Below are 21,841 nucleotides of genomic sequence, written 5' to 3'. Positions count from 1 at the left end.
TCGTTCATTCATTCATTCATTTGTTCAGTCGGCGTGTTCGGCCTTGTGCACCTTGCCTGCCAAAGGAACCGGAGCCGTTGCACGCGCTGTGGCGCGCCGCCATTCGGCCCCCAGAAGGCGCATGCCGCGCACCCGCTTGACCGCCACCAGGAAATACACGGCGCCGAAAATCGGCCACCAGCGTTCGCCTGCTGTGTCCATCCAGCGGCAGCGCTCCAGCCATGCCTCGCTGCGAACGGCCGGCCGATAGATACCAAAACGCCCCGACTCGACTTCGAAACTCAAGAGCCTCAGCCAATCGCGAAGGCGCCAATAGCCGATGAACTCCCCGCCCTCGGGGAGAAAAAACTCGCCGAAGCCGAGCTTGCGATACAGGTGCGCACGGCGTTGCCGCATGCCCCACAGGCTCGCCGGGTTGAGGCCGCAGATCACCACGCGGCCTTCGGGCACCAGCACCCGCTCCACCTCACGCAAGGTGGCGTGCGGGTCGGGGCTCAGCTCGAGTGCGTGCGGCAGCACCACCAGGTCGAGGCTGTTTGCCGAGAACGGCAGCGCCGCAAAGTCGGTAAAAAGCGCCGCCCTGGCGGGTTGCTGCAAGGGGTCGCTCAGGGCCAGCCAGCGGTGCGGCATGCGGTTCGAGCGCAGTCCGTCGATCTCGGTGGCGCCCAGCTGCAACGCGTGGTAGCCGAAGATATCCGCCACCGCCTCGTCGAACTGAGCCTGCTCCCACGCCAGGAGGTAGCGGCCCGGGGGGGTCGCGAACCAATCCTGCAAACCTATAATTTGACCGCTCATGACCCTTGTTCCGCTGCCCGCCTTCGCTGACAACTACATCTGGATGCTGCAGGACGGCTCCAACGCGATCGTGGTGGACCCGGGCGACGCTCAACCGGTATTCGACGCGTTGGCGCGTGACAAGCTGCAGCTCGCCGCGATTCTAGTCACGCACCACCACGCCGATCACACGGGCGGCGTGGCTGCGCTTCACGCGGCAACTGGCGTCCCGGTGTTCGGCCCCGCGCGCGAGCGCATCCCCGAGCCCTTTACACCGCTCTTGCACGGCAGCACCGCCGAAGTGCTCGGGCTCCGCTTCCAGGTCATTGACGTGCCGGGCCACACGGCAGGCCACATCGCTTACTACTTGCCCGCACAGCAGGGGCAGGCGCCGCTTCTGTTTTGCGGCGACACACTTTTCTCCGGCGGCTGCGGCCGCCTCTTCGAAGGCACGCCGGCACAAATGCTCTCGTCGCTCGATGCGCTTGCGGCACTGCCCGCCAATACACGCGTGTGTTGTGCGCACGAATACACACTTGCTAACCTGCGTTTCGCCCAAGCGGTGGAACCCCGCAATGCCGATCTGACTCAGTACACCGCGCACTGCGAAAGCCTGCGCGCGCAAGGGCAGCCCACGCTGCCTTCGCAATTGGCAATTGAACGCCGAATCAACCCCTTTCTTCGCAGCCGCGAAGCCACTGTCCTTAGAGCGGTGCGCGAGCACGCCGAGCTTTCTGCCAATGCTGGCGAAGCCGACGTGTTTGCCGCACTGCGCCAATGGAAAAACGACTTCCGATGAAATTTATCGCTGCTGCCTGCCTTGCAGGCTCACTGTTGCTCGCGGGCTGCGCGGGCACCACCGACTCGTCCTCGTCCGGCAATTCGGCGCAATCCACCGCCTCGTCTGGCGGCACCGGCTCCAAGGCGGCCGGTAGCGCGGCACCGGTTTACCCGGGCGGCCCTCTCACTCCCATCACCAGCAGCGAAGCGCATTCGCAAAGCGTCGTCACGCTGGCGCCGCCCGCCGACATGTGGGACCGCATCCGCCGCGGCTTCAAGATGCCCAACCTCGAGAGCGACCTCGTGCGCGACCGCGAGCAGTGGTATGCCAGCCGGCCGGACTACATCCAGCGCATGACGGAGCGCTCGAACAAGTACATGTTCCACATCGTCGAAGAACTCGAACGGCGCAACATGCCCACCGAGCTCGCGCTGTTGCCGTACATCGAAAGCGCTTTCAACCCGCAAGCCATTTCGAGTGCGCGCGCCGCGGGCATGTGGCAGTTCATGCCGGCCACCGGCACCGACTTCGACCTGAAGCAGAACATCTTCCGCGACGACAGGCGCGACGTTGTGGCGTCCACTCGCGCAGCACTGGACTACCTACAAAAGCTCTACCGCATGTTCGGTGACTGGCAGCTTGCGCTGGCGGCCTACAACTGGGGCGAAGGCAGCGTGAGCCGCGCCATTGCCAAGAACCAGCGACTGGGCCTGCCCACCACCTACAGCGATCTTTCGATGCCGGCAGAAACGCGGCTCTACGTGCCCAAGCTCCAGGCAGTGAAGAACATCGTTGCGAACCCGCAGGCGTTCAACACCGAGCTGCCGCTGATCGCCAACCACCCGTACTTCCAGACCGTGACGCTCACGCGCGACCTCGACGTCGAGCTGGCGGCCAAGCTCGCCGACGTTCGTCTCGAAGACTTTCGCGCCCTGAACCCCGCTGCGCACAAGCCTGTGCTGCTCGCAGCCGGAACGCAGCAGATCTTGCTGCCCTGGGACAACGCGGCCGTGTTCCAGCGCAACTTCGACGCCTACTCGCAAGGACAATACGCCAGCTGGACGGCATGGGTGGTTCCCAACACCATGACGGTGGCCGACGCCGCCCAGCGCTCGGGCATGAGCGAGGCCGATCTGCGCGCGCTCAACAGCATTCCGCCGCGCATGCTCATCAAGGCCGGCTCCACGCTCATCGTGCCGCGCGGCGCCCGCGTCAAGGAAGACGTGACGGCCGTGGTCGCAGACAGCGGGCACCTGAGCTTCCAGCCCGAGATCGTCAACCGCCGCACCACCATCAAGGCCGGCCGCAACGACAGCGTGGCCAGCATCGCACGCCGCTACAAGCTTGCGCCCTCCAACGTGGCTGAGTGGAACGACGTCAAACCCAATCACGCATTCAAGCGCGGCTACAGCGTGGTTGTGTACCTGCCGGTTCGTGCCGCGCCCGCGGCTCGCGTTGGCTCGGGCGCCGCCCCGGCTCGCGGCCGTGCAGCCGCAAACACCAAAGGCGGCAGCGCAGCCAAGGCAACTGCCACGCGCGGCGGCAATGTGACCAAGTCGAGCGGCAAGCAGCAGGTCGTGCGCGAAAAGCGCGGCGGCACGCCGGCAAAGAAGAAGCGCTGAACCCGGTTTAGAGCTTTTCGGTCTCGCCGCTGCGCGGCTGCCACTTCATCAGGCGCTTCTCGATGAGCCCTACCAGCCCGTCGAGCAGCAGCGCAAAGGCCGTGAGCACCACGATGCCGGCAAAGACAGTGTTGACGTCGAAGGTGCCTTCGGCCTGGAGTATCAGGTAGCCGACGCCGCGCGCCGAGCCCAGGTACTCGCCCACCACCGCGCCCACGAAGGCCAGGCCCACCGAGGTGTGCAGGCTTGAGAACACCCAACTGGTGGCACTGGGCAAATACACGGTGCGCAAGAGCTGCCGCTGATTGGCGCCCAGCATCTTCGCGTTGGCCAGCACCACCGGGCTTACCTCGCGTACCCCCTGGTAGACGTTGAAGAACACGATGAAGAACACCAGCGTGACGGCCAGCGCCACCTTGCTCCAGATACCAAGGCCAAACCAGAGCGCAAAAATCGGCGCCAGGATGACGCGCGGCATCGAATTGGCGGCCTTGATGTAGGGATCGAGAATCAGGCTCGCAGTGGGCGCCAGCGCCAGCCATAGCCCGCACGCCAGGCCAAGAACGGTGCCAATGCCAAAGGCCAGCACCGTTTCGAGCAGCGTGGTGCCCAGGTGGCGATAGATGTCGGCATTGCCTTTCAATCCCTCGGGGAACAGCAGGTTCGGCGGCACTTCGAAAGGCAGAAACCAGCTCCAGATACGGCCGGCCACCTGGATAGGTTCACCCAGGAAGAACGCGATCTGCTGGTTGCGCGACGCGACGTGCCAGCCGATCAGAATGACCGCGAGCAGTGCCAGTTGCCAGAACCGGGCATTGCGTTCATTGAGGCGGGGGATCATGCGGCCTTCCTCAATTGCTGCGCATAGCCCTTGAGCACTTCGTCGCGCAGCACCTCCCAGATCTGCGTATGCAGTTCAACAAAGCGCGGCTGAGTGCGTACCTCGGCCACGTCGCGCGGGCGGGCAAGGTCGATGGCGAACTCGCCGATGGGATGCGTGGCGGGCCCCGCAGAAAGGACCACCACGCGGTCGCTCATTGCAATCGCTTCGTCGAGATCGTGCGTGATGAAAAGAACAGCTTTTTTCTTCGCGCTCCACAGTTCAAGCACTTCGTTTTCCATCAGCTGCCGGGTCTGGATGTCGAGCGCGCTGAAGGGCTCGTCCATCAGGATGATGTCGGGGTCGAGCACCAGCGTCTGCGCCAGTGCAACGCGCTTGCGCATGCCGCCTGAAAGCTGATGCGGATAGCGGTCGCCAAAGCCCGAGAGGCCCACGCGCGAAAGCCACGCCTCGGCTTGTTCGCGTGCGTCGGCCTCGGGCACGCCGCGGTATTGCAGCCCCACCATCACGTTGGCGACGGCGCTGCGCCATGGCATCAGTGCCTCCGTCTGGAACATGTAGCCAGCCCTTGCGTTCACACCCGCGAGCCCCTGTCCAAACACCTTCACCGTACCTGACGATGGCTCGAGCAAACCTGCGCCCACATTCAGCAGTGTCGACTTGCCGCAGCCCGTCGGCCCCACCACTGAAACAAACTCGCCCGCCCTGACGCGCAGCGTGGTGTCGGCCACCGCGGTGTAGCGCTGGCCCGGGTCGTCCTTCGAGTGAAAGGTGCAACTGATGGAGAGTAGTTCGAGTGCGTAGTCGGACATGTCTGGCTGCAAGAAAAAACCCGGCCGAAGCCGGGTCGCGGGGACGTTCGGAGGTCAGGCTTTGAACCTGTCCTTCGCGCGCCGGGCAAAATCGTTGGTGTAGGTTTTGGCAAGGTCGATCTTGTCGGCCTTCACTGCCGTGTCGAAACTCGATATGGCCGCGAGCGCGGTCTTCGGGCCTTCGGTTGGCACCAGGCCATCGGTGGCAATCGATTCGCGCACCTTGTCGAAAGACGCGAGGTACAGCGCGCGGTCTCCGAGCAGATACGTTTCAGGCACTGTCTTGATGATGTCGCCAGGCCCTGCCGTCTGCAGCCACTTGAGGCCGCGGACAATGGCATTGGCCAGCGCCTGGCAGGTGTTGGGGTTCTTCTGGATGAAGTCCATTGGCGCGTAAAGGCAGGCCGCGGGCATCGGCCCGCCGAACACCTGCTGCGTGCCCTTGAGCGTGCGCGTGTCGCTGATGATCTTCACGTCGCCCTTCTGCTCGAGCATGGTCATCACCGGATCGGTGTTGCTGATGGCGTCGATCTGGCCTGAGCGCAACGCCGTGAGGGCACCGGCCGCAACACCCACGCCGATATAGCTCACATCGGTTGCCTTCAGGCCGCCGCGCGAAAGCACGAGGTTGGCCACCATGTTGGTCGAAGAGCCCGGCGCGGAAACGCCGATCTTCTTGCCCTTCAGATCGGCGATGCCGCCGTAGCCCGCCATGTTCTTGGTCGACACGCCCACCGCAATTTGGGGCGCGCGGCCTTGCAGCACGAAGGCCTGGAAGAACTGGTTCTTGGCCTGCAGGTTGATGGTGTGCTCATAGGCGCCGGAGCACACGTCGGCCGAACCGCCGACCACGGCCTGCAACGCGCGCGCACCGCCAGCAAAGTCCGAAATTTCGACTTCGAGCCCTTCGGCCTTGAAGTAGCCGAGCTGCTCGGAGATGGTGAGCGGCAGGTAGTAGAAAGCCGCCTTGCCGCCGACTGCGATGGAAATCTTCGTCTTCTCGAGCTTGGCTTGCGCAAAGACCCGCGGCAGCGCAACTGCTGCGGCAGCGACTGCGGAGGCGGTAATGAGGGTTCTGCGATGGAGCATGGAGCGGTCCTGCGGGCTCTTTGATTCTGGTGAACTGAATCGAGCTTAGGGGTGCGCCCACCTTGCTTGCATCGGGGTCATCCCGTGCGGGTTTTCACGTAAACATGAAGACCTCTACGAAACGCTGTTGAGAAAGGCTCGTGCGCGCCTATCGCGCGACGAAAAGAATCGCAATGTTGACCAGGAACCCGAGTGCCCACACCGCGCTGCGCACGCTGCCGATGCCCTTGATGTACACCGCGATATAGATCACGCGCAGTACGACGTACGCCGCCGCGAGCATGTCGAGCTTTGCCTGCGCCGCGCCAAGCTGATGCGCAATGATGACCGCACCGATGAAGAACGGCAGCCCCTCGAAGCTGTTGGCCTGCGCGCTGTTGGCGCGCGCACGCCAGCCGCTCTGCTTTGCGGCCCAGTCGCGCGGCTGGATGTTGTCGCGCGGACCGAAGCTGCCAAACTTGGCGATCCATGCGGCCAGGTACGGCAGGCCGCACGCAATGAACACGCACCAGTAGGCAATGGTGAGCAGTGAAAGAGTCATGTCCGGCTGTCTGTGTCTACCTGCGGTCTACCAGCGCATGCGCGATGGTGCCGAGATCAACGTATTCGAGTTCGCTGCCCGCCGGCACGCCGCGTGCAAGCCGCGTCACGTTCAAGCCGCGCTGCTTGAGCGCTTCGCCGATCACGTGCGCGGTGGCTTCGCCCTCTGCGGTGAAGTTGGTGGCAAGGATGACTTCGCCCACCGTGCCGTCGAGCGCGCGGTCGAAAAGCTTCTGCAGCCCGATGTCCTTGGGCCCGATGCCGTCGAGCGGACTGAGCTTGCCCATCAGTACGAAGTAGTAGCCGCGAAACGCACCCGTGCGTTCTAGTGCGGCTTGGTCGGCAGGCGTCTCGACAACGCAGAGCTTGGTCGCATCGCGGCGCGGGTCGAGGCACACATTGCAGACCGGCGCTTCGGTAAAGGTGTTGCACCGCTCGCAATGCCGCACATTGCCGGCCGCCTGCTGCAAGGCGCGCGAAAGCATTTGCGCGCCCTCGCGGTCATGCTGCAGCAAATGAAAAGCCATGCGCGAAGCCGACTTCACGCCGACCCCGGGCAGGCGGCGCAGCGCATCGACCAATGCGTCGAGCGAGCTGGCGTCTGCCATCAATCGCTCAGAACGGCAGCTTCATGCCGGGCGGCAGGCCCGGCATGCCGGCCGTGAGCTTGCCCATTTTCTGTTCGCTGGTTTCCTCGGCCTTGCGCACCGCTGCGTTGAAAGCAGCAGCCACCAGGTCTTCGAGCATGTCCTTGTCGTCGGCCAGGAGGCTCGGGTCGATGGTGATGCGCTTGACGTCGTGCTTGCAGGTCATCACGACCTTCACGAGGCCGGCGCCAGATTCGCCTTCGACCTCGATGGTGGCCAGTTCTTCCTGGGCCTTCTTGAGGTTGTCCTGCATTGCCTGCGCCTGCTTCATGAGGCCGGCCAGTTGTCCTTTGTTGAACATCGTTGGTCCTGATTGGTTAGGAAAAAATCGGGGGAAGAATAGGAGACGGCGCTCAGGCGGGCTTGAGCGTTCCAGGCACGATCTTCGCATCGAATTCGCGCATCAGCATCTGCACCTCGGGGTCGTTGCGGATTGCCTCCTCGGCAACGCGCTGGCGCTCGTCGGCCGCCTGCTTGTTGCGGCGCGCCGGGCTATCGATCACGCCGCCGATCTCGATGGCCAGCTTCACACCGTGACCCAAGGCGGCCAATGCGTCGGCGAGCTTCTCGCGGGCCGAAGGCTGGTTGAGCAGTTCCCGCTCTACGCGGAGTATCCACTGGTCGACATCGCGCGCAACCAACTGCGACTGCAGCGCAAGCTCGCGCGCCAAGGCGTTGATGCTCTCGGCCGCAATCATCTGCGTGACGGTGGCGTGCCAGAAATCGCCGTCTTCGCTGGGCGGAATAGGCGGCGCGGGCACGCGCTGCTCATCGGAACGGGGCACGTCCCGTTGGCCGGGCGGCGGCTGGACTCGAATGGGAACCGCAAGCACCCTGGGGCGGTCTTCGCCAGCCTGCGGCTCGGCCGAAGCGGCGGGCCTCGGCGGCCCGCCCGGGCGCATTGGCTCGCTGACCACGGCAAGGCGCTGGCCGGCAGGTGCCGAGCCGGCTTGCGGCGGCACCGCTGCGGCAGACACAACCGGCGCTTCGGCTGTCTGCGCAGGTCGAGCCGGAGGCGCTGCAGAGGGGGCCAAAACCGCCCTCGGCGCTTCATTCAGAGTTTTTTTTTCCGCGGAGGCCGAAGAAGCCGTAGATGAGGTTGCCGCGCCTGAAGGCTTGAAAGCCAGCAGCCGCAGCAGCACCATCGTCAGCGCCGCATACTCGTCGGGCGCGAGGCCCAGTTCGCCCCGGCCATGCAGGCACAGGCTGTAGAGCAGTTGCGTTTCGTCGGCAGGCATCAGCGACGCCAGGCGGGCCGTGTCGGCAGCATCGGGATCGGTGGCCGAATCGGCCGACTCCGCGCGCGAAGGCACCGCCTGCAGCACGGCCATGGCCTGCAGCACGGCCGTCATTTCTTCCAGCGTGGAAGCGGCGGACATGCCGTCGCGCCGCAACGCCTCGGAGGTGTCGACCACCATCTTGCCGTCGCCCTGCGCCAGCGCCTCGATCAGCTTGAACACATGGCCGCGGTCGACGCTGCCGAGCATCTGGCGTACGCCGGCTTCGAGCAGTTCGCCGTTGCCGAACGCAATCGCCTGGTCGGTGAGCGACAGCGCGTCGCGCATCGAGCCGCGTGCGGCGCGCGCCAAGAGGCGCAGCGCCTGCGGTTCAGCTGGCACTTGCTCGGTCTGCAGCACGCTCGTCAAATGCTCGAGCACCGTTTCAGGCGCCATCGGCCGCAAGTTGAACTGCAGGCAACGCGACAGCACAGTGACCGGCACCTTCTGCGGATCGGTCGTTGCAAGAACGAACTTGAGATATTCCGGCGGCTCTTCGAGCGTCTTCAGCATCGCGTTGAACGCGGTGTTGGTGAGCATGTGCACTTCGTCGATCATGAAGACCTTGAAGCGCCCCTGCACCGGCTTGTAAACCGCCTGCTCGAGCAGCGACTGCACCTCGTCCACGCCGCGGTTCGACGCGGCATCCAGTTCGGTGTAGTCGACGAAGCGGCCTGAATCGATGTCCTTGCAGGCCTGGCACACCCCGCACGGCGTTGCCGTGATACCGCCCTGCCCGTCCGGGCCCTGGCAGTTGAGCGACTTGGCCAGAATGCGAGACACCGTGGTCTTGCCCACGCCCCGCGTGCCGGTAAAAAGATAGGCGTGATGCAGGCGCTGCGTGGTCAACGCGTTCTCGAGCGCCTGCACCACGTGCCCCTGGCCGACCATCTCACCAAAGGTTTTCGGACGGAACTTGCGAGCGAGCACTAGATAAGACATTGGGGGCATTCTAAAAGGCGCAGCCCCGGCCTCGCCTTCACCCCCTGATCAAAAAAAGACCTGACTTTTCGTGGGACACCGAGGAACCGGCTTCGCCGGGCCTCTGGTGTCGCCCCCAGCAGGGGGGTGGGCGAAGCGACACGAAGTGCGCGCAGCCTGGGGGGTTACAATACGTGCTGACGGGCCTCCCTGCATGGTGAAGTGGCCAACCGGGTCAGGTGGGGAACCAAGCAGCCCTAACTGCGTAGTCAGTGCCAGGGGTAAGGCTCGTCAACCTAACATCAAACAGACGGACGGACGGGCGTAGCACACGCCCGCCGCACCGGCGCCGAATCGGCAGCCGCTGCATCCAACTAACCAATCTGTCGTAGTCCGGCCATGACCTCTTCGGTCGGCGGCAATTCGCTGGTTCGCCAGACCAGCCGGGCATGACGGTCGAACAGATAAACCTGGCCGGTATGGCGGTCGCCCGCAGCCGCGCCTCCCGTGAACAGCGAGAGCATCGAATCAAGTGCCTCGGGGGTTGGCGCCGCCGCGCTCCACGCCGGCTTCGCGCCGAAGCGCCGCAACCAGGCGCTCAGTGCAACAGGGTCGTCGGACAGCGGGTCGATGCTGAGCGACAGCAGTCGCACTGCCGTGTAGCGCTCCGACAGCAACGCCGCCTGCAGCGACGAGAACAGGGCCCCCTGAATCGGGCAGACCGTGCTGCATCCGGTAAACATCAATTGAACGGCGGTTGTGGCGCCTCGCAACTGCGCCGCGAGCATTGGTTTGGCGCCGTCGTGGCGCCGCAGCGGCAGGACCGGAGCCGACACCGCCGGCAGCACCGGGCCGATGCTGGAGTTTGCGCGGGCGGAAGGCACACCCAGCCACGCCAGTGCACTGGCAGCAAGCAAGCGCCGGCGTCCGCGGGACGCAACCCGCGATGGTGTGAAAGGGCTCCGCGCGTCCATCGGCTTCATTGAGAAAGGGCTTGCGTCAGGTATTCCCACAACGCCGCGCACTGGCCCTCGTCGGCGTCAAAGCGCGGCATGGCTCGGGGCAGCACGACATGGGCCGGGTCGATGCCGGTGCGAAGCGTGCGGCAGAAGGATGCAGGCTCGTACGCGACAGGCGGGCCGCCGCGGCGTGGGAGCACCTCGCGCAATTGGCGCCGGTCGAGCGGAGGCGCGAAACCGGAGGCAGCAGCGGTGGACATGCCGGGGCCCAAGTGGCACTGGATGCAGCGCGTCGCTGCGCCCGGCAGCGGTGCGCTGTGGCCGGACAGCGTACCGGCGAGCGGCTCGGCGCCATCGAACAGGCGCGCGCCACGCGCCACCGAGGAAGGCACGGCGGCATCGGGCTTGCCAGACCACGCCGGGCCAACGGCCATTGCGGTTCCGAGCGCCAGCGCCAGCATCATCATCGAAAGCCTTGGCTTCGCGGAGCGCGCCGGCCGCTACCGGATGTTGATGGTGCGCGCCACGCTCGGCACGCCGCTGCTGTCTAGTGCGAACAGCATGTAGTTGCCCGGCAGCACCGTGCCGTGATCGGTTGGAATGCCCAACTGGTAGTTGCCTGCCGTGCCCGTGAACGACAGCGGGATGCGGCGCTGGTCGGTGTTGACCGAGTGAGTGGCCGATGCCATGCGCACCAGCGCAAAGTTGGCCGCCGCGCGGTCGGTTGCCACGGCGATCTGGCTCCCCCATGTGGCGCTGGCCGGCGCCGCCGTGATGGCCGGGCGGGAGGCCGGCGAACCGTCGCTCGCCAACAGGTACGGTGGGGTGTAGATCTCCGCGTCCGGGTGATCGCCCGCACAGTCGCAGAGCCCGCCGCCGCCCGCCAGCACGCGTCCGTCCGGCAGCAGCAGGGCCACGCTGTGATAGTTGCGCGGTTTCTGCATCGGCGGCACCGTGATGAAGCTCTCCAGCGCCGGACTCCACAGCTCGGCCGCCAGCACACTGTACGAATCGGAAAACGGAACGGGCTGGGTCTGTCCGCCTATCACGAACACCTCGCCGTTAGGCAGCACCACGCTGTTGACAAAAGTTCGGCCATAGGCCATCGGCGAAAGCTTGCGCACGGTGGGCGCCGCCGGCGCGCCCGCGCTGATGTCGATGATGTAGGCGGTCTTGAAGGCGTCGCCGCTGTCGTGGTTGGGCGCGCCGCCGAGCTTGAGAATCTTGCCGATGTCGTACATCACGGCGCTGGCGGTCATGGCGTAGGGGTCGTCGCTGCGTAGCCCCGCCTGCAGGATGGCGCCGCTGCCGCGTGTGTCGATCCAATGCATTGCGGCAGCAGGCCCGGCGTGGAATACCCACCCGTTGGCGGCGCCGAACAGCCACATGTGGTTGTCGCCCCGGTAGACCCCGGCCGCGTCCGGGCCGGCCAGCGGCGGGTTCGAGACATTGCTCGCATCGGGCATGTTGGCCGGTACGCCGGACAACGTGCGCCACGTCTTGGTGGCGGCCGACCACACCTCGCCGTACTTGCCGCCCTGCCCGCCGTTCCACGACCCCCCGACGGTGAACACGGAGCCGTCGGACATGGTCGTGCTCGCCTGGTAGGCACGTGCAATGCCGAGTTGCGCACCCGTCACCCAGCCGCCCAGTGCCGGGTCGTAGATCGAGGTCTTCGTCGCATCGCTGCCGCCGCTGACCAGCACGCTGCCGTCGGCCAGCATGCTCAGGCCGGGGCAGAACATCTGGTGGCCGGTGGCCGTGATCACCAGCGGGCTGGCGCTTCGCGTGACGGGGTCGAACACAGAGGTGTAGGTGTATGCCTCGCTGCTGCTCGTGCTGAAGCTGGTGGGTGATCGGGCTGCCCACAGCAGCAGCTTGCCGTCGGGAAGGTGGGCGGCCGATGCGGGCACGAGTGGCAGCGCGATCGGATCGGACCAGGGCTTCACCGCGGCGGTCGATTGCGCCGCGGTGTATCCGGCTGCCGTAAACAGGTACTCGTTGGCCGGCAGCCACTTCCCCTTGAACCGTGAGCGCAGCCGGACCACGAGTCCCGCGCCGTCTATGGGAAGGTTTGTTACCGTCAGCGTTGTCGCACTTGTCGATGTGTCGACCACAGGTATTGCCGAAGGGGCCGACAGGATCGTCAAGCCGTACTGGTTGGCACCCGTGTTGTTCCAGACGAAGGTTGCGCTGCGGCTGGCGAACTTGGTGCCGGGAATCGGACTGGCGAGGGACGCCGGCTGTCCGTCTGGTGGCACCGGCTTGCCTGCCGATGCAAGCGCGCCCGCCTGCGGCGAATTCGCGCCCTGCGCGCGGGCGTCGCCTCCTGCGTCACTGCCGGACCAGACCAGGAACACCAAGGATGCATAAGCAAGCCCGCGCGCGGCGCGCGGCGATGGAACGCTGGTCATCGCGGCTCCTTTTATTTTTTGTCCGACCGCAGCTTATTCCTTGTGCGCGCAATAAACAATACAAAAGTATTCAGCTATGCCCTCAAAGGCCCATTTGCTTGATGGCTCCGCGGGCCGCAGCCGCACCACTGGCCATGGAGGCCGTCAGCAGATAGCCGCCGGTCGGCGCCTCCCAATCGAGCATTTCTCCCGCCACGAACACGCCGGCCAACGCCGTTGCCATCAGCCCTTCGTCGAGTGCATCGAAGCGCACGCCGCCGGCGGTGCTGATTGCTTCGTCGATCGGGCGCGCAGCGACCAACCGCAGCGGCACGGCCTTGATCGTCGCCGCAAGTTGCGCAGGGTCTTGCATGGCCTCCCGGCCCAGCACTTCGTGCAAAACACCGGCCTTGATGCCTTCCAGCCCGAGCCGGCTTTTCAGATGGCTGCTGAGCGAGCGGGCTCCTCGCGGATGCTTGACGGCGGCCAGCACCTGCTCGGCACTACGGTCGGGCAGCAGATCGAGCAGCAGCGTCGCGCTGCCGTGCGCGGTGATCTCGTCGCGAAGCAATGCCGAAGCCGCGTAAATCAAACTGCCTTCGATCCCGGTTGCAGTCGCCACAAACTCGCCTTTGCGCGCAAAACGGCGCCCCTGGCTGTCGGTGAATGAGATCGCAACCGACTTGAAAGGCTGTCCCGCAAAGCGGCTGGAAAAATGTTCGCTCCACCCTGCTCCATCGAAGCCGCAATTGGCGGGCTGCAGCGGCGCAATATCAACTCCGCACGCCTGGAGCCACGGCGCCCACGCACCGTCGGAGCCCAGCCGCGCCCAACTGGCACCGCCCAACGCGAGCACCACCGCATCGGCTTTCACAGTGGTTTCACCTGCAGGGCTCGCGAACCGCAGCGCAGCCGCATCGATCGGCGCATCTCCTTCACCAAGCCAGCGATGGCGCATATGAAATTGCACTCCTGCCGCGCGCAACCGCTGCAGCCACGCACGCAGCAAGGGCGCGGCTTTCATGTCGGCCGGGAACACGCGGCCCGAAGTTCCGACGAAGGTTTCTATGCCCAGGCCGGCCGCCCATTCGCGTACTTGATCCGGACCAAATTGCCTGAGCATGGGCTCGAGCTGCGCGCGGCGTTCGCCGAACCGGCTCATGAAAATGTCGAAGGGCTCCGAGTGCGTAAGGTTCAGCCCGCCGCGGCCGGCCAGGAGGAATTTTCTGCCCACTGAGGGCATGGCGTCGTACACATGCACCTGCACGCCGGACGCGCTCAAGACTTCGGCCGCCATGAGGCCGGCAGGGCCGCCGCCGATCACGGCAACGGTATGGGAAAGAGTCATTCGAGATTTACCAGTTCGCCCTGCCCGGTCAGGAACGCGACGCGCACCGTAGCACCGGGATAGGCATGTTGCACAGCCGCGCGGTAGCGCTGCATCTGTGCGATGAGTGCCGCGTCGCGCTCAGGGCGTGCGGCAGATTTGTAGTCGAGGATCCACCAGGCGCCGGTCGCGCGCTCGCGCACCAGCCGATCGATGCGCAGCGTTTCGCCCTCGTGCACCAAGGTGACTTCGTTGCCGTGCCAGTCGATCATGCGCTCATTCCACGCCCATGCACCGGCGCCGCCGCGGATGCGCTCGGCCAGCACCGCGGCGCCGCGCGCTTGCTGCGCGTCGAGCATGAACTCGCGGGCGGCGGCGCGCACGTGCGCCGGCGGCAACGGCTCGCCCGGTTCAGCCCATTCAAGCAGCCGGTGCATGGCCTGGCCGAATGCGGCAGCACGTGCATCGACAGTGGCGTCGGCGGCCTTCTTGGTTGCCACCGGTTCTTTGATGGCAGGCGCGAGCACGGGCATCTGCTTCATCGCAAAGCTGTCGACACCGGAGGCCACCGGCAACACGACAAGCGGCTCGTCGGCCACTGCGGGTTCGCACATCGATTCGAGCCGCGACCACCAACTGCCTTCGTTGGCACGAGCGGGCTGTACCGATGACAGCACGAGCCGCTCGCGCGCCCGGGTGGTCGCAACGTAAAGACCGTTGAGCTCTTCCCGATGGCGCGCGCGCTGTTCGTCTTCGAGCAGCGTGGCGGCGCAGCCCGGCGGGGTTTTCTCGCTTGCCAAAAACACGAAGCGCGTTGGCGCACTGTCGCTGCCCTTCCACTCAACCAGCACACCCATGGTCTGCGCGCGCGGCGGCGGTGCATCGCAATCGAGCATCAGCACAGTGTCGGCTTCGAGGCCCTTGGCGCCGTGCACCGTGAGAAGTTGCACCGCATCCGGCACGGCGACGGACGGAGCCCTGACGCCGCCAGCGCGAAGTGCACGCACCAACGCATAGGGCGTGGCATAGCGGGCGCCTTCGATCTCCAGCGATGCCGCCAGCAGCCCGCGCAAGTTGGCCAACGCGCTCTGGCGCATGGCCGAGGGCATGGCAGCGCCGAATCTGGCGAGCACATCGCCGTCGTGAAAGATCGCGTCGAGTGCGTCGTGCGGCGGCAGCGCAGCGAGCCAGCGCTGCCACTGCTTGAGCCTGGCACCCGCCTCGACCAGTTCCGGCGGCAGGCCTTCGCCCTTCTGGATCAGCGCGAACCAGCTCGACGAAGGCTGCTCGCGCTGGCGGAGCGCCAGTTGCACCAGCGCGTCGTCGCCAATGCCGAACAGCGGCGACTTGAGTGCACGTGCCAGGGAGAGGTCGTGCGCGGGCGAGACCAGCACATCGACCAGCGCGACCACGTCCTGCACTTCAGGCGCATCGTGCAGTTCGTTCTTTTCGGGTTGCTGCACGGGAATGTGCCGCTGGCGCAGCGCGTCCTGCATGGCGGCCAGCCGGTTGCGGCGGCGGGCCAGCACCATGATCTGCCGCGGCGGCGTGCCATCGGCGATGCGTTGCGCAACCCAGCGCGCCGCCTGCTCGCATTCCTTTTGGAGAAGCTGCTCTTCGGGTAACACGCGCGGGGTGACGAGGCTGTCACGCCAGTGCAGCATGCCGTCGTCGGCCGGAGCCGCATCGGCAACCGCGCCGAGGGCGTCGCGATCGATGGGCGGCAGCTTGAGCAGCTCGCCCTGGTCGTTGCGCTCGGTGGTGTGCGCGCGATAGCCGTCGAACTCACCCGCTTCCTGCGCGGCGAGCATCGCCTGGTTTACAAGCCCGACCACTGCACGTGCGTTGCGATGCGTGTGGTCGCAGTTGAGCAGCTCGCCGCCCAGTCCTTCGCGCACGAACTTCTTCGCGGCGATGAACACCTGCGGCTCGGCACGGCGAAAGCGATAGATGCTCTGCTTGGGGTCGCCAACGATGAACACGCGGGGCGCCTTGCCCCCCGCACCGGTGTACGCGCTGAGCCAGCCATACAGCGCCTGCCACTGCAGCGGATTGGTGTCCTGGAACTCGTCGATCAGCAGGTGCGCAACGCGCGCATCGAGCCGCTCCTGCACCCATCCCGACAGTGCCGATTGCCCGAGCAACAGCTGCGCAGCCTGCTCGACGTCGTTCATGTCGACCCATCCGTGAGCGCGCTTGACGTCGGCAAAAGCAGAAATGAGGATGCGCGTGAGGCGCGTCATGCGCTGCTGGTAGAGCCACGCCGCGTGCTGGGCCTGCGCAACGCACAGGGTCTGGAGCTCGGCCTCGGCTTCTTGCGCGGCAGGATATTTCTGCAGGTTCTTGTTGAGGCGGTCTTCCGTGGCAACGAAGAAGTTCTTGCGCAGGTGCGCCAGGGCGGCAACGCGCGATTCCGGCGGCGGCTCGCCGGTGCCAAACACATCGATGATCGCCTCGGCGGCCTTTTGCGGCGTCTTGTTGGCTTCGCGGCCAAGAGCGGCAGCGCGATCGAGCCAACGGCGCCTGACCATATCGCCGCCGAGGGCATCGGTCGGTTCGTCGAGACCTTCGAGCGAAGGATGCATCGCGCTGAAATGCTGCACCGCCGATGCAGGGTCGGACAGCGAGAACTCGACGCGCCGCGTGAGCGCTTCGCCCAATGCCTTGGCAGTCTGCGACCGGCCATAGGTGGCGACGACGGCGTAGTAGTCGGCCAGCGCGTCCTTGTCAGCCGTTACGGCCTCGAAGAACGGGCGCCAGGTGCGCGAGCGCGCCTCGGCATCGTCTTCAAGGAGTTCGTAGTTGGCAGGTAGGCCGAGTTCACGCAATACCGCCAGCGGCGCGTTGCGCAACAGGCCTGCAAACCACGCGTGGAAGGTACGGAATTGCACGGGCCGGCCGCCCTCGAGCAAGCGCCTGTAGAGCCCTTGCAGTCGCGGTACGGCGGCAAGCGCGGCGCCGGGTTCCACACCGCGAATGACGAGTTCGCGCACCAGCTCTTCGGGGCTGCGCTCGGCGAACTGCTCCAACCATTGGTCGAGCCGCTCGCGCATTTCGCCGGCGGCCTTCTTGGTAAAGGTAATGGCCAGGATCTCGTGCGGCTCGCAGGCGGATTCGCCCTCTTCGAGCAGTGCGCGCAAGATGCGGGACACCAGCATCCAGGTCTTGCCGGCGCCGGCGCAGGCTTCGACCGCAACGGAGCGCCGCGGGTCGCAGGCGACGGTGTAGAAGGCCTCGCGCGTGACGTGCCGGCCGTTGTGTTCGTAGGCGGCGCCGTTCATTTGGCGGGCCCTCCGTCGGCGGCGTTGGCCGAAGGTGAAAGCTCTACTTCCCAGAAGTCTTTTCTGCAAAGCCCGCGCGCCGCGCAGTAGTCGCAGATTGCGCCCTCCCCCAGCGGCGGAAGTGCCGCGCCTCCGGCAATGCGGGTGAAGTCGTCGAGGATGCCCGCAACCAGCGCGTCGCGTGCCTCGACCACCAACGGCTGCTCGACGGTCTGCGTGCCTGACGACTTCTCACCGACGTTGACGTAGGCGGCACGCAGGGTGTCGTCAGCCACCAGCGCGGCATAGAAGGCAAGCTGCGTGTCTTCGGTCGGGTCCTTCACACGCTCCTTGGTGACCGCGGCCGATTCGGTCTTGTAGTCGATCACGAAGGCCTGCCCGTCGGGCATGCGGTCGATGCGGTCCAGACGGCCGACCAGCTGCAGGTTGCCCAGCGGCTGCTCCATCCACGGCTCCGATTCAGCGAAGACGGCGCCGCTTGCCTCATGCCCGGCAAGCCACTGGAGATAGCCGTCGCGCACCGCCGGCCATGCCGCCGCGAACGGCAGGAACTCGGCATCGGACAAAGCAAACTCTTGCGTGGCGCGCTCGGCTGCACCAGTGATGCGGGCCACTCTTTCCGTCATGTCGTTCGTGGGGGTTTCCTGCAGCGCTTCATGAAAGTGGCCCAGCACCGCGTGCAGCCAGTTTCCGAAGTCACGCTTGTCGACCTCGGCATCGAGTTCGTCGGCGCTGCGAAGGCCCAACTGCCGCAGCGCGAAGAACCGGTAGGGACAGCGCCGCAGGTCCTCGTAAACGCTGGTCGAAATGTTCCGCAGCGGCAGCAGCGCTCCGGAGGGAGTCGGGTACAAGGTCGGACGCAGCGCGACATCGCGCGGGGTGCGCGGGTCGGCTGCCATTTGCAATGCGTGGTCGAGCTGGAGCGACTGCACCAGCGGGCTCGGCCGAACGGGTTCGCCGCTGGCATCGGATTGACGCCACAGCAACTCGCAGAACGGGTTGCACAAGGCCGCAGCCCAGGCAGCACGTTGCGCGGCTTCGAGCGTTTCGCGCGCGGGCAGGCCCAGTTCTGCGCGCTGGGCGGCGCTCCAGTTGCCGGCCGGCTCGGGCGATGCGGGCAACCGCCGGTCGTCGCACCCCGGAATGACCACCGCGCCGAACGCGCGGCCAAGCAACTGGTGCAGCGGCAGCACCACCACCTGCGGCACGTCGCTGCCGGCGGGCGGCACAAAGCTGGCGTCTTCGAGCACGTCGCGCGCCCAAGCGGTGAACTCGGCCAGCGTATGGCGTCCGCCGGGAAACTCGTCGTCGTCGCCGTGCGCGCCCGCATCGAGCCACAGGGCGCCGATCACTTTGCCACCTGCCATGTCGGCGGCGAGCAGCTCCCAATTGCCGCCAGCTTCGAGCAGCTCGCGCAGGGCGCGAAGCCAGTCTGCAAGTGGCCTGGAACGGGCCATCGTCATGCGACGGCCTTCAACGGCTTCGGTGAAGGGCAGCAATGCGATGTCTTGCGGCTTTTCGCTGCGCGCGGCTTGCCCGCACCAGGCGGACCATTCGCGCACGCCTTCGCGCCGAAGCCGTGCCTCGAGCGCCTGAACGGCGAGCGCATCGCCGTCGGCGCCGCTCTTGAGCCATTCGAGCACCTGGTCGCTGCCCGCGTCATGCGCACAGGCACGCAGTGCACTCATCACGGTCGCGGCGGCGCGGGTGGTGGAAAGCTTCCAGCCGGTTTCGTCGTGCGCGGTGATGCCGTGCGCCTGGAGCTGCGCGCCGATGCGCCGGGTCAGTGCGCGGTCGGTGGTGATGAGCGCAACCGGTGCGCGACCTTCTGCCAGGTGCCGCAGCACGCAGGCAGCGGCAAGCTCCGCCTCGTCTTCCGGGTCGTCGGCAACGTGCGCGCTCGCAGCAGTGGCGGGCGCATCGGCAGGCACCAGCGAGAGATGAATCGCGCGGTCGCCCCACAGGTTGCACAGCGTCTGGGTCAGCGGATCGGTCTGGAAGCCTTCGAGCACGATGAGCGCGTCGACCTGCGTGCGCACGTTCTCGCGCAGCAGCACATCGGTGGCGTAGCCCGAGTTCGCGGCCCAGGCCACCGCAACGCGGATCAGCGCGCTTTCGATGCGAAACCACTCCGATTCGCTGCCCGCTTCGGCCACATGGGCCGCCCGCTCCGCCCATTCGCCGCCACGCTCTTCGGGCAAGGCAGCGGCCGCCAGCGGAGCGAGCTGGTAGGCCAACTCGACCACCCGGCCAGCCAGCGCAAAGCGCTCGGCGGCAAAACCGGCCTGCGACAGCAGCGCCTGGGCCGTGACCAGGTCGCGCGCCATGTCGAATGCAATGTCGTAGCCCGTGGGCAAAAACCCGCCCGAACTGCGCGCCCAATTGCGCGTGGTTTCGAACCGCGGCACGAAGCCGGGGCTGCCGCACCGCGCCCACATGGCGCGCGCCACCCCCATGAGCTGTGCATAGGGCACCAGCACCACGGTGCGCGCCGCATGCAGTTCGCGCTCTGCAATGGCGGCGGCAATGCGGGCGACCACGCCGCCGGCGGGGTCGCACCACAGGGCCTGGACGGGGTGGCCTTCGTTCATGTTCTATCGAGGGGTTGGAGGGCGTGGGGGCGCGACGCGCAAAGGGCTTTTGCTATCGGCGCCATAGCGTTCCCGCACGGCACCCCACCCCTTGGTTTCTGTCACAATGACCAGCACTTTAGCTGCACCGAAACTCTCCGCGCACAAGGACACATCACATGGCCAGCGACCTGATCAAACACATCTCCGATTCTTCCTTCGAAGCCGACGTGCTCAAGTCCAGCCAGCCTGTGCTGGTCGACTACTGGGCCGAATGGTGCGGTCCCTGCAAGATGATCGCACCCATCCTGGACGAAGTGTCCGCCGCCTACGAAGGCAAGCTGCAGATCGCCAAGCTCAACGTGGACGAAAACCGCGACATTCCCGCCAAGTTCGGCATCCGCGGCATTCCTACGCTCATGCTCTTCAAGGACGGCCAGCTGGCCGCCACCAAGGTTGGCGCCATGAGCAAGGCGCAACTCACGGCTTTCATCGACCAGCAACTCGCCTGAGACATTTCAACCGGCCAGCGCGCAATGCGTTGGCCGGACGATTTTTCCTGTCATAATCTCCCACAGATCACCGGCCCTTTCAGGCAACCGGTTCGAGTTCCCCGGTTAGTGAAGCAGTTCTCGCTTCACGTTTAACCTCCCCCCGTTTTCCGATCGATTACCCCGCGAGGGGTCATTCCATGCACTTAAACGAACTCAAGGCACTCCACGTGTCTGAAGTCCTCAAGCAGGCTGAAGCGCTTGAGATCGAAAACGTCGGCCGCATGCGCAAGCAAGAGCTGATGTTCGCGATCATCAAGAAGCGCGCCAAGGCCGGCGAGCAGGTCTTCGCAGACGGCGTGCTCGAAATCCTGCCCGACGGCTTCGGCTTTCTGCGCAGCCCGGACACCAGCTTCACGGCCAGCACCGACGACATCTACATCTCGCCGAGCCAGGTGCGCCGCTTCAACCTGCACACCGGCGACATGATCGAAGGCGAAGTGCGCACGCCCAAGGACGGCGAACGCTACTTTGCGCTGACCAAGCTCGACAAGGTCAACGACGGTCCGCCCGAGCAGAACAAGCACAAGGTGATGTTCGAAAACCTGACGCCGCTGTTCCCCAAGGAGCAAATGAAGCTCGAGCGCGACGGCATCAAGAGCGACGAGAACATCACGGGCCGGATCATCGACATCATTGCCCCTATCGGCAAGGGCCAGCGCGCCCTGCTGGTGGCGCCGCCCAAGAGCGGCAAGACGGTGATGATGCAGCACATCGCACACGCCATCAGCGCCAACTACCCCGAAGTGCACATGATGGTGCTGCTGGTGGACGAGCGGCCTGAAGAAGTGACCGAAATGCAGCGCACCGTAAAGGGCGAGGTCATTGCCTCGACCTTTGACGAGCCCGCCGCACGCCACGTGCACGTGGCAGAAATGGTGATCGAGCGCGCCAAGCGCCTGGTCGAGCTCAAGAAAGACGTGGTGATCCTGCTCGACTCGATCACCCGCCTTGCCCGCGCCTACAACAACGTCGTGCCCTCGTCGGGCAAGGTGCTCACCGGCGGTGTCGATTCCAACGCGCTGCAGCGCCCCAAGCGCTTCCTGGGCGCGGCGCGCAACGTCGAAGAAGGCGGCTCGCTCACCATCATCGGCACTGCGCTGATCGATACCGGCAGCCGCATGGACGAAGTGATCTTCGAAGAGTTCAAGGGCACCGGCAACTCCGAAATCCACCTGGACCGCCGCCTGTACGAAAAGCGCGTGTTCCCGTCGATCCAGCTCAACCGCAGCGGCACACGCCGCGAAGAACTGCTGCTCGCCCCCGAGATCCTGCAGAAGACCCGCATCCTGCGCCAGCTCATGTACAACATGGACGAGATCGAGTCGATGGAGCTCATGCTCAAGAACATGAAGGCGACGAAAACGAATGTCGAGTTCTTCGACATGATGCGTCGCGGCGGCTGAGCGTCAGGCTCGCCGCAAAGGCGCGTTGGCCCTCCCGGGTCAACGCGCTT

18 protein-coding genes and 1 other RNA gene are annotated in these 21,841 nt (G+C 65.7%); 5 read left to right on the top strand and 14 right to left on the bottom strand.

Annotated elements, in window-relative coordinates; translation table 11 throughout:
* Positions 1-24 precede the first annotated feature (24 nt).
* Positions 25-795 carry a methyltransferase domain-containing protein gene (locus J2X67_RS24695; protein ID WP_309957453.1) on the bottom strand — a complete coding sequence of 257 codons (771 nt, stop codon included), beginning with the start codon at positions 793-795 and terminating at the stop codon, positions 25-27.
* Between J2X67_RS24695 and gloB the strand changes: the two genes are divergently transcribed.
* Both gloB and J2X67_RS24685 read left to right on the top strand, forming a co-directional pair.
* Positions 794-1,573: a hydroxyacylglutathione hydrolase gene (gene gloB, locus J2X67_RS24690; RefSeq protein ID WP_309957451.1), complete on the top strand. Its 780-nt coding sequence runs from the start codon at positions 794-796 to the stop codon at positions 1,571-1,573. The two genes, J2X67_RS24695 and gloB, sit on opposite strands and share 2 nt — an antisense overlap.
* Positions 1,570-3,177, top strand: coding sequence for a transglycosylase SLT domain-containing protein (locus J2X67_RS24685; RefSeq protein WP_309957449.1), 1,608 nt, complete (start codon positions 1,570-1,572; stop codon positions 3,175-3,177). The genes gloB and J2X67_RS24685 overlap by 4 nt, the downstream gene beginning before the upstream one ends.
* 7 nt (positions 3,178-3,184) lie before the next feature.
* Here the strand turns inward: J2X67_RS24685 and J2X67_RS24680 are convergent, their stop codons facing one another.
* From J2X67_RS24680 to dnaX, 7 genes are all read right to left on the bottom strand, one after another.
* Complete coding sequence (locus J2X67_RS24680; protein ID WP_309957447.1) at positions 3,185-4,018, bottom strand: ABC transporter permease; 834 nt, start codon at positions 4,016-4,018, stop codon at positions 3,185-3,187.
* Positions 4,015-4,830 carry an ABC transporter ATP-binding protein gene (locus J2X67_RS24675; protein ID WP_309957445.1) on the bottom strand — a complete coding sequence of 272 codons (816 nt, stop codon included), beginning with the start codon at positions 4,828-4,830 and terminating at the stop codon, positions 4,015-4,017. Before J2X67_RS24675 ends, J2X67_RS24680 begins: the two co-directional genes overlap by 4 nt.
* Before the next feature lie 54 nt (positions 4,831-4,884).
* Positions 4,885-5,919, bottom strand: coding sequence for an ABC transporter substrate-binding protein (locus J2X67_RS24670; protein ID WP_309957443.1), 1,035 nt, complete (start codon positions 5,917-5,919; stop codon positions 4,885-4,887).
* Positions 5,920-6,067: 148 nt separating this feature from the next.
* Positions 6,068-6,460, bottom strand: a complete 393-nt coding sequence (locus J2X67_RS24665; protein ID WP_309957441.1) for an MAPEG family protein — start codon at positions 6,458-6,460, stop codon at positions 6,068-6,070.
* A gap of 16 nt (positions 6,461-6,476) precedes the next feature.
* Entirely contained in the window at positions 6,477-7,067 is a 591-nt protein-coding gene (gene recR, locus J2X67_RS24660) for a recombination mediator RecR (RefSeq protein ID WP_309957439.1), read from the bottom strand.
* Between the two features lie 7 nt (positions 7,068-7,074).
* Positions 7,075-7,407, bottom strand: coding sequence for a YbaB/EbfC family nucleoid-associated protein (locus J2X67_RS24655; RefSeq protein ID WP_012747441.1), 333 nt, complete (start codon positions 7,405-7,407; stop codon positions 7,075-7,077).
* 52 nt (positions 7,408-7,459) lie between these two features.
* Complete coding sequence (dnaX, locus tag J2X67_RS24650) at positions 7,460-9,325, bottom strand: DNA polymerase III subunit gamma/tau (protein ID WP_309957437.1); 1,866 nt, start codon at positions 9,323-9,325, stop codon at positions 7,460-7,462.
* A gap of 178 nt (positions 9,326-9,503) precedes the next feature.
* Between dnaX and ffs the strand changes: the two genes are divergently transcribed.
* Positions 9,504-9,600: signal recognition particle sRNA small type (gene ffs, locus J2X67_RS24645), an RNA gene on the top strand.
* 78 nt (positions 9,601-9,678) lie between these two features.
* On the opposite strand, the gene J2X67_RS24640 is transcribed toward ffs, so the two are convergent.
* The 6 genes from J2X67_RS24640 to J2X67_RS24615 form a co-directional block, all read right to left on the bottom strand.
* A complete protein-coding gene (locus tag J2X67_RS24640; RefSeq protein WP_309957435.1) occupies positions 9,679-10,287 on the bottom strand; it encodes an SCO family protein in 609 nt (202 codons plus the stop codon).
* Positions 10,284-10,730 (bottom strand): hypothetical protein, encoded by a 447-nt coding sequence (locus J2X67_RS24635; RefSeq protein WP_309957433.1) that lies wholly within the window; start codon positions 10,728-10,730, stop codon positions 10,284-10,286. The genes J2X67_RS24640 and J2X67_RS24635 overlap by 4 nt, the downstream gene beginning before the upstream one ends.
* A gap of 33 nt (positions 10,731-10,763) precedes the next feature.
* Entirely contained in the window at positions 10,764-12,677 is a 1,914-nt protein-coding gene (locus tag J2X67_RS24630; protein ID WP_309957431.1) for a galactose oxidase-like domain-containing protein, read from the bottom strand.
* 82 nt (positions 12,678-12,759) lie between these two features.
* A complete protein-coding gene (locus J2X67_RS24625; RefSeq protein WP_309957430.1) occupies positions 12,760-14,004 on the bottom strand; it encodes a TIGR03862 family flavoprotein in 1,245 nt (414 codons plus the stop codon).
* Complete coding sequence (locus tag J2X67_RS24620; RefSeq protein ID WP_309957428.1) at positions 14,001-17,264, bottom strand: UvrD-helicase domain-containing protein; 3,264 nt, start codon at positions 17,262-17,264, stop codon at positions 14,001-14,003. Before J2X67_RS24620 ends, J2X67_RS24625 begins: the two co-directional genes overlap by 4 nt.
* Entirely contained in the window at positions 17,261-19,855 is a 2,595-nt protein-coding gene (locus tag J2X67_RS24615; protein ID WP_309957427.1) for a PD-(D/E)XK nuclease family protein, read from the bottom strand. Before J2X67_RS24615 ends, J2X67_RS24620 begins: the two co-directional genes overlap by 4 nt.
* Before the next feature lie 158 nt (positions 19,856-20,013).
* On the opposite strand from J2X67_RS24615, the gene trxA reads away from it, so the two are divergent.
* Positions 20,014-20,346, top strand: coding sequence for a thioredoxin TrxA (gene trxA / locus J2X67_RS24610; RefSeq protein ID WP_055800184.1), 333 nt, complete (start codon positions 20,014-20,016; stop codon positions 20,344-20,346).
* Positions 20,347-20,525: 179 nt separating this feature from the next.
* Positions 20,526-21,791 (top strand): transcription termination factor Rho, encoded by a 1,266-nt coding sequence (gene rho / locus J2X67_RS24605; protein ID WP_012747432.1) that lies wholly within the window; start codon positions 20,526-20,528, stop codon positions 21,789-21,791.
* Positions 21,792-21,841: the final 50 nt, after the last annotated feature.

It is taken from the genome of Variovorax sp. 3319 (genome assembly GCF_031456585.1).
Classification (GTDB): domain Bacteria; phylum Pseudomonadota; class Gammaproteobacteria; order Burkholderiales; family Burkholderiaceae_C; genus Variovorax; species Variovorax paradoxus_P.
Note: the sequence above shows the minus strand (reverse complement) of the source record. Positions and strands in the feature narration are given on the sequence as shown.

What these genes read in the sequence shown, in the direction of transcription:
- gloB (WP_309957451.1), top strand. Translation starts at nt 794, where the DNA reads ATGACCCTTGTTCCGCTGCCCGCCTTCGCTGACAACTACATCTGGATG.
- J2X67_RS24695 (WP_309957453.1), bottom strand. Translation starts at nt 795, where the DNA reads ATGAGCGGTCAAATTATAGGTTTGCAGGATTGGTTCGCGACCCCCCCG.
- J2X67_RS24685 (WP_309957449.1), top strand. Translation starts at nt 1,570, where the DNA reads ATGAAATTTATCGCTGCTGCCTGCCTTGCAGGCTCACTGTTGCTCGCG.
- J2X67_RS24680 (WP_309957447.1), bottom strand. Translation starts at nt 4,018, where the DNA reads ATGATCCCCCGCCTCAATGAACGCAATGCCCGGTTCTGGCAACTGGCA.
- J2X67_RS24675 (WP_309957445.1), bottom strand. Translation starts at nt 4,830, where the DNA reads ATGTCCGACTACGCACTCGAACTACTCTCCATCAGTTGCACCTTTCAC.
- J2X67_RS24670 (WP_309957443.1), bottom strand. Translation starts at nt 5,919, where the DNA reads ATGCTCCATCGCAGAACCCTCATTACCGCCTCCGCAGTCGCTGCCGCA.
- J2X67_RS24665 (WP_309957441.1), bottom strand. Translation starts at nt 6,460, where the DNA reads ATGACTCTTTCACTGCTCACCATTGCCTACTGGTGCGTGTTCATTGCG.
- recR (WP_309957439.1), bottom strand. Translation starts at nt 7,067, where the DNA reads ATGGCAGACGCCAGCTCGCTCGACGCATTGGTCGATGCGCTGCGCCGC.
- J2X67_RS24655 (WP_012747441.1), bottom strand. Translation starts at nt 7,407, where the DNA reads ATGTTCAACAAAGGACAACTGGCCGGCCTCATGAAGCAGGCGCAGGCA.
- dnaX (WP_309957437.1), bottom strand. Translation starts at nt 9,325, where the DNA reads ATGTCTTATCTAGTGCTCGCTCGCAAGTTCCGTCCGAAAACCTTTGGT.
- J2X67_RS24640 (WP_309957435.1), bottom strand. Translation starts at nt 10,287, where the DNA reads ATGAAGCCGATGGACGCGCGGAGCCCTTTCACACCATCGCGGGTTGCG.
- J2X67_RS24635 (WP_309957433.1), bottom strand. Translation starts at nt 10,730, where the DNA reads ATGATGATGCTGGCGCTGGCGCTCGGAACCGCAATGGCCGTTGGCCCG.
- J2X67_RS24630 (WP_309957431.1), bottom strand. Translation starts at nt 12,677, where the DNA reads ATGACCAGCGTTCCATCGCCGCGCGCCGCGCGCGGGCTTGCTTATGCA.
- J2X67_RS24625 (WP_309957430.1), bottom strand. Translation starts at nt 14,004, where the DNA reads ATGACTCTTTCCCATACCGTTGCCGTGATCGGCGGCGGCCCTGCCGGC.
- J2X67_RS24620 (WP_309957428.1), bottom strand. Translation starts at nt 17,264, where the DNA reads ATGAACGGCGCCGCCTACGAACACAACGGCCGGCACGTCACGCGCGAG.
- J2X67_RS24615 (WP_309957427.1), bottom strand. Translation starts at nt 19,855, where the DNA reads ATGAACGAAGGCCACCCCGTCCAGGCCCTGTGGTGCGACCCCGCCGGC.
- trxA (WP_055800184.1), top strand. Translation starts at nt 20,014, where the DNA reads ATGGCCAGCGACCTGATCAAACACATCTCCGATTCTTCCTTCGAAGCC.
- rho (WP_012747432.1), top strand. Translation starts at nt 20,526, where the DNA reads ATGCACTTAAACGAACTCAAGGCACTCCACGTGTCTGAAGTCCTCAAG.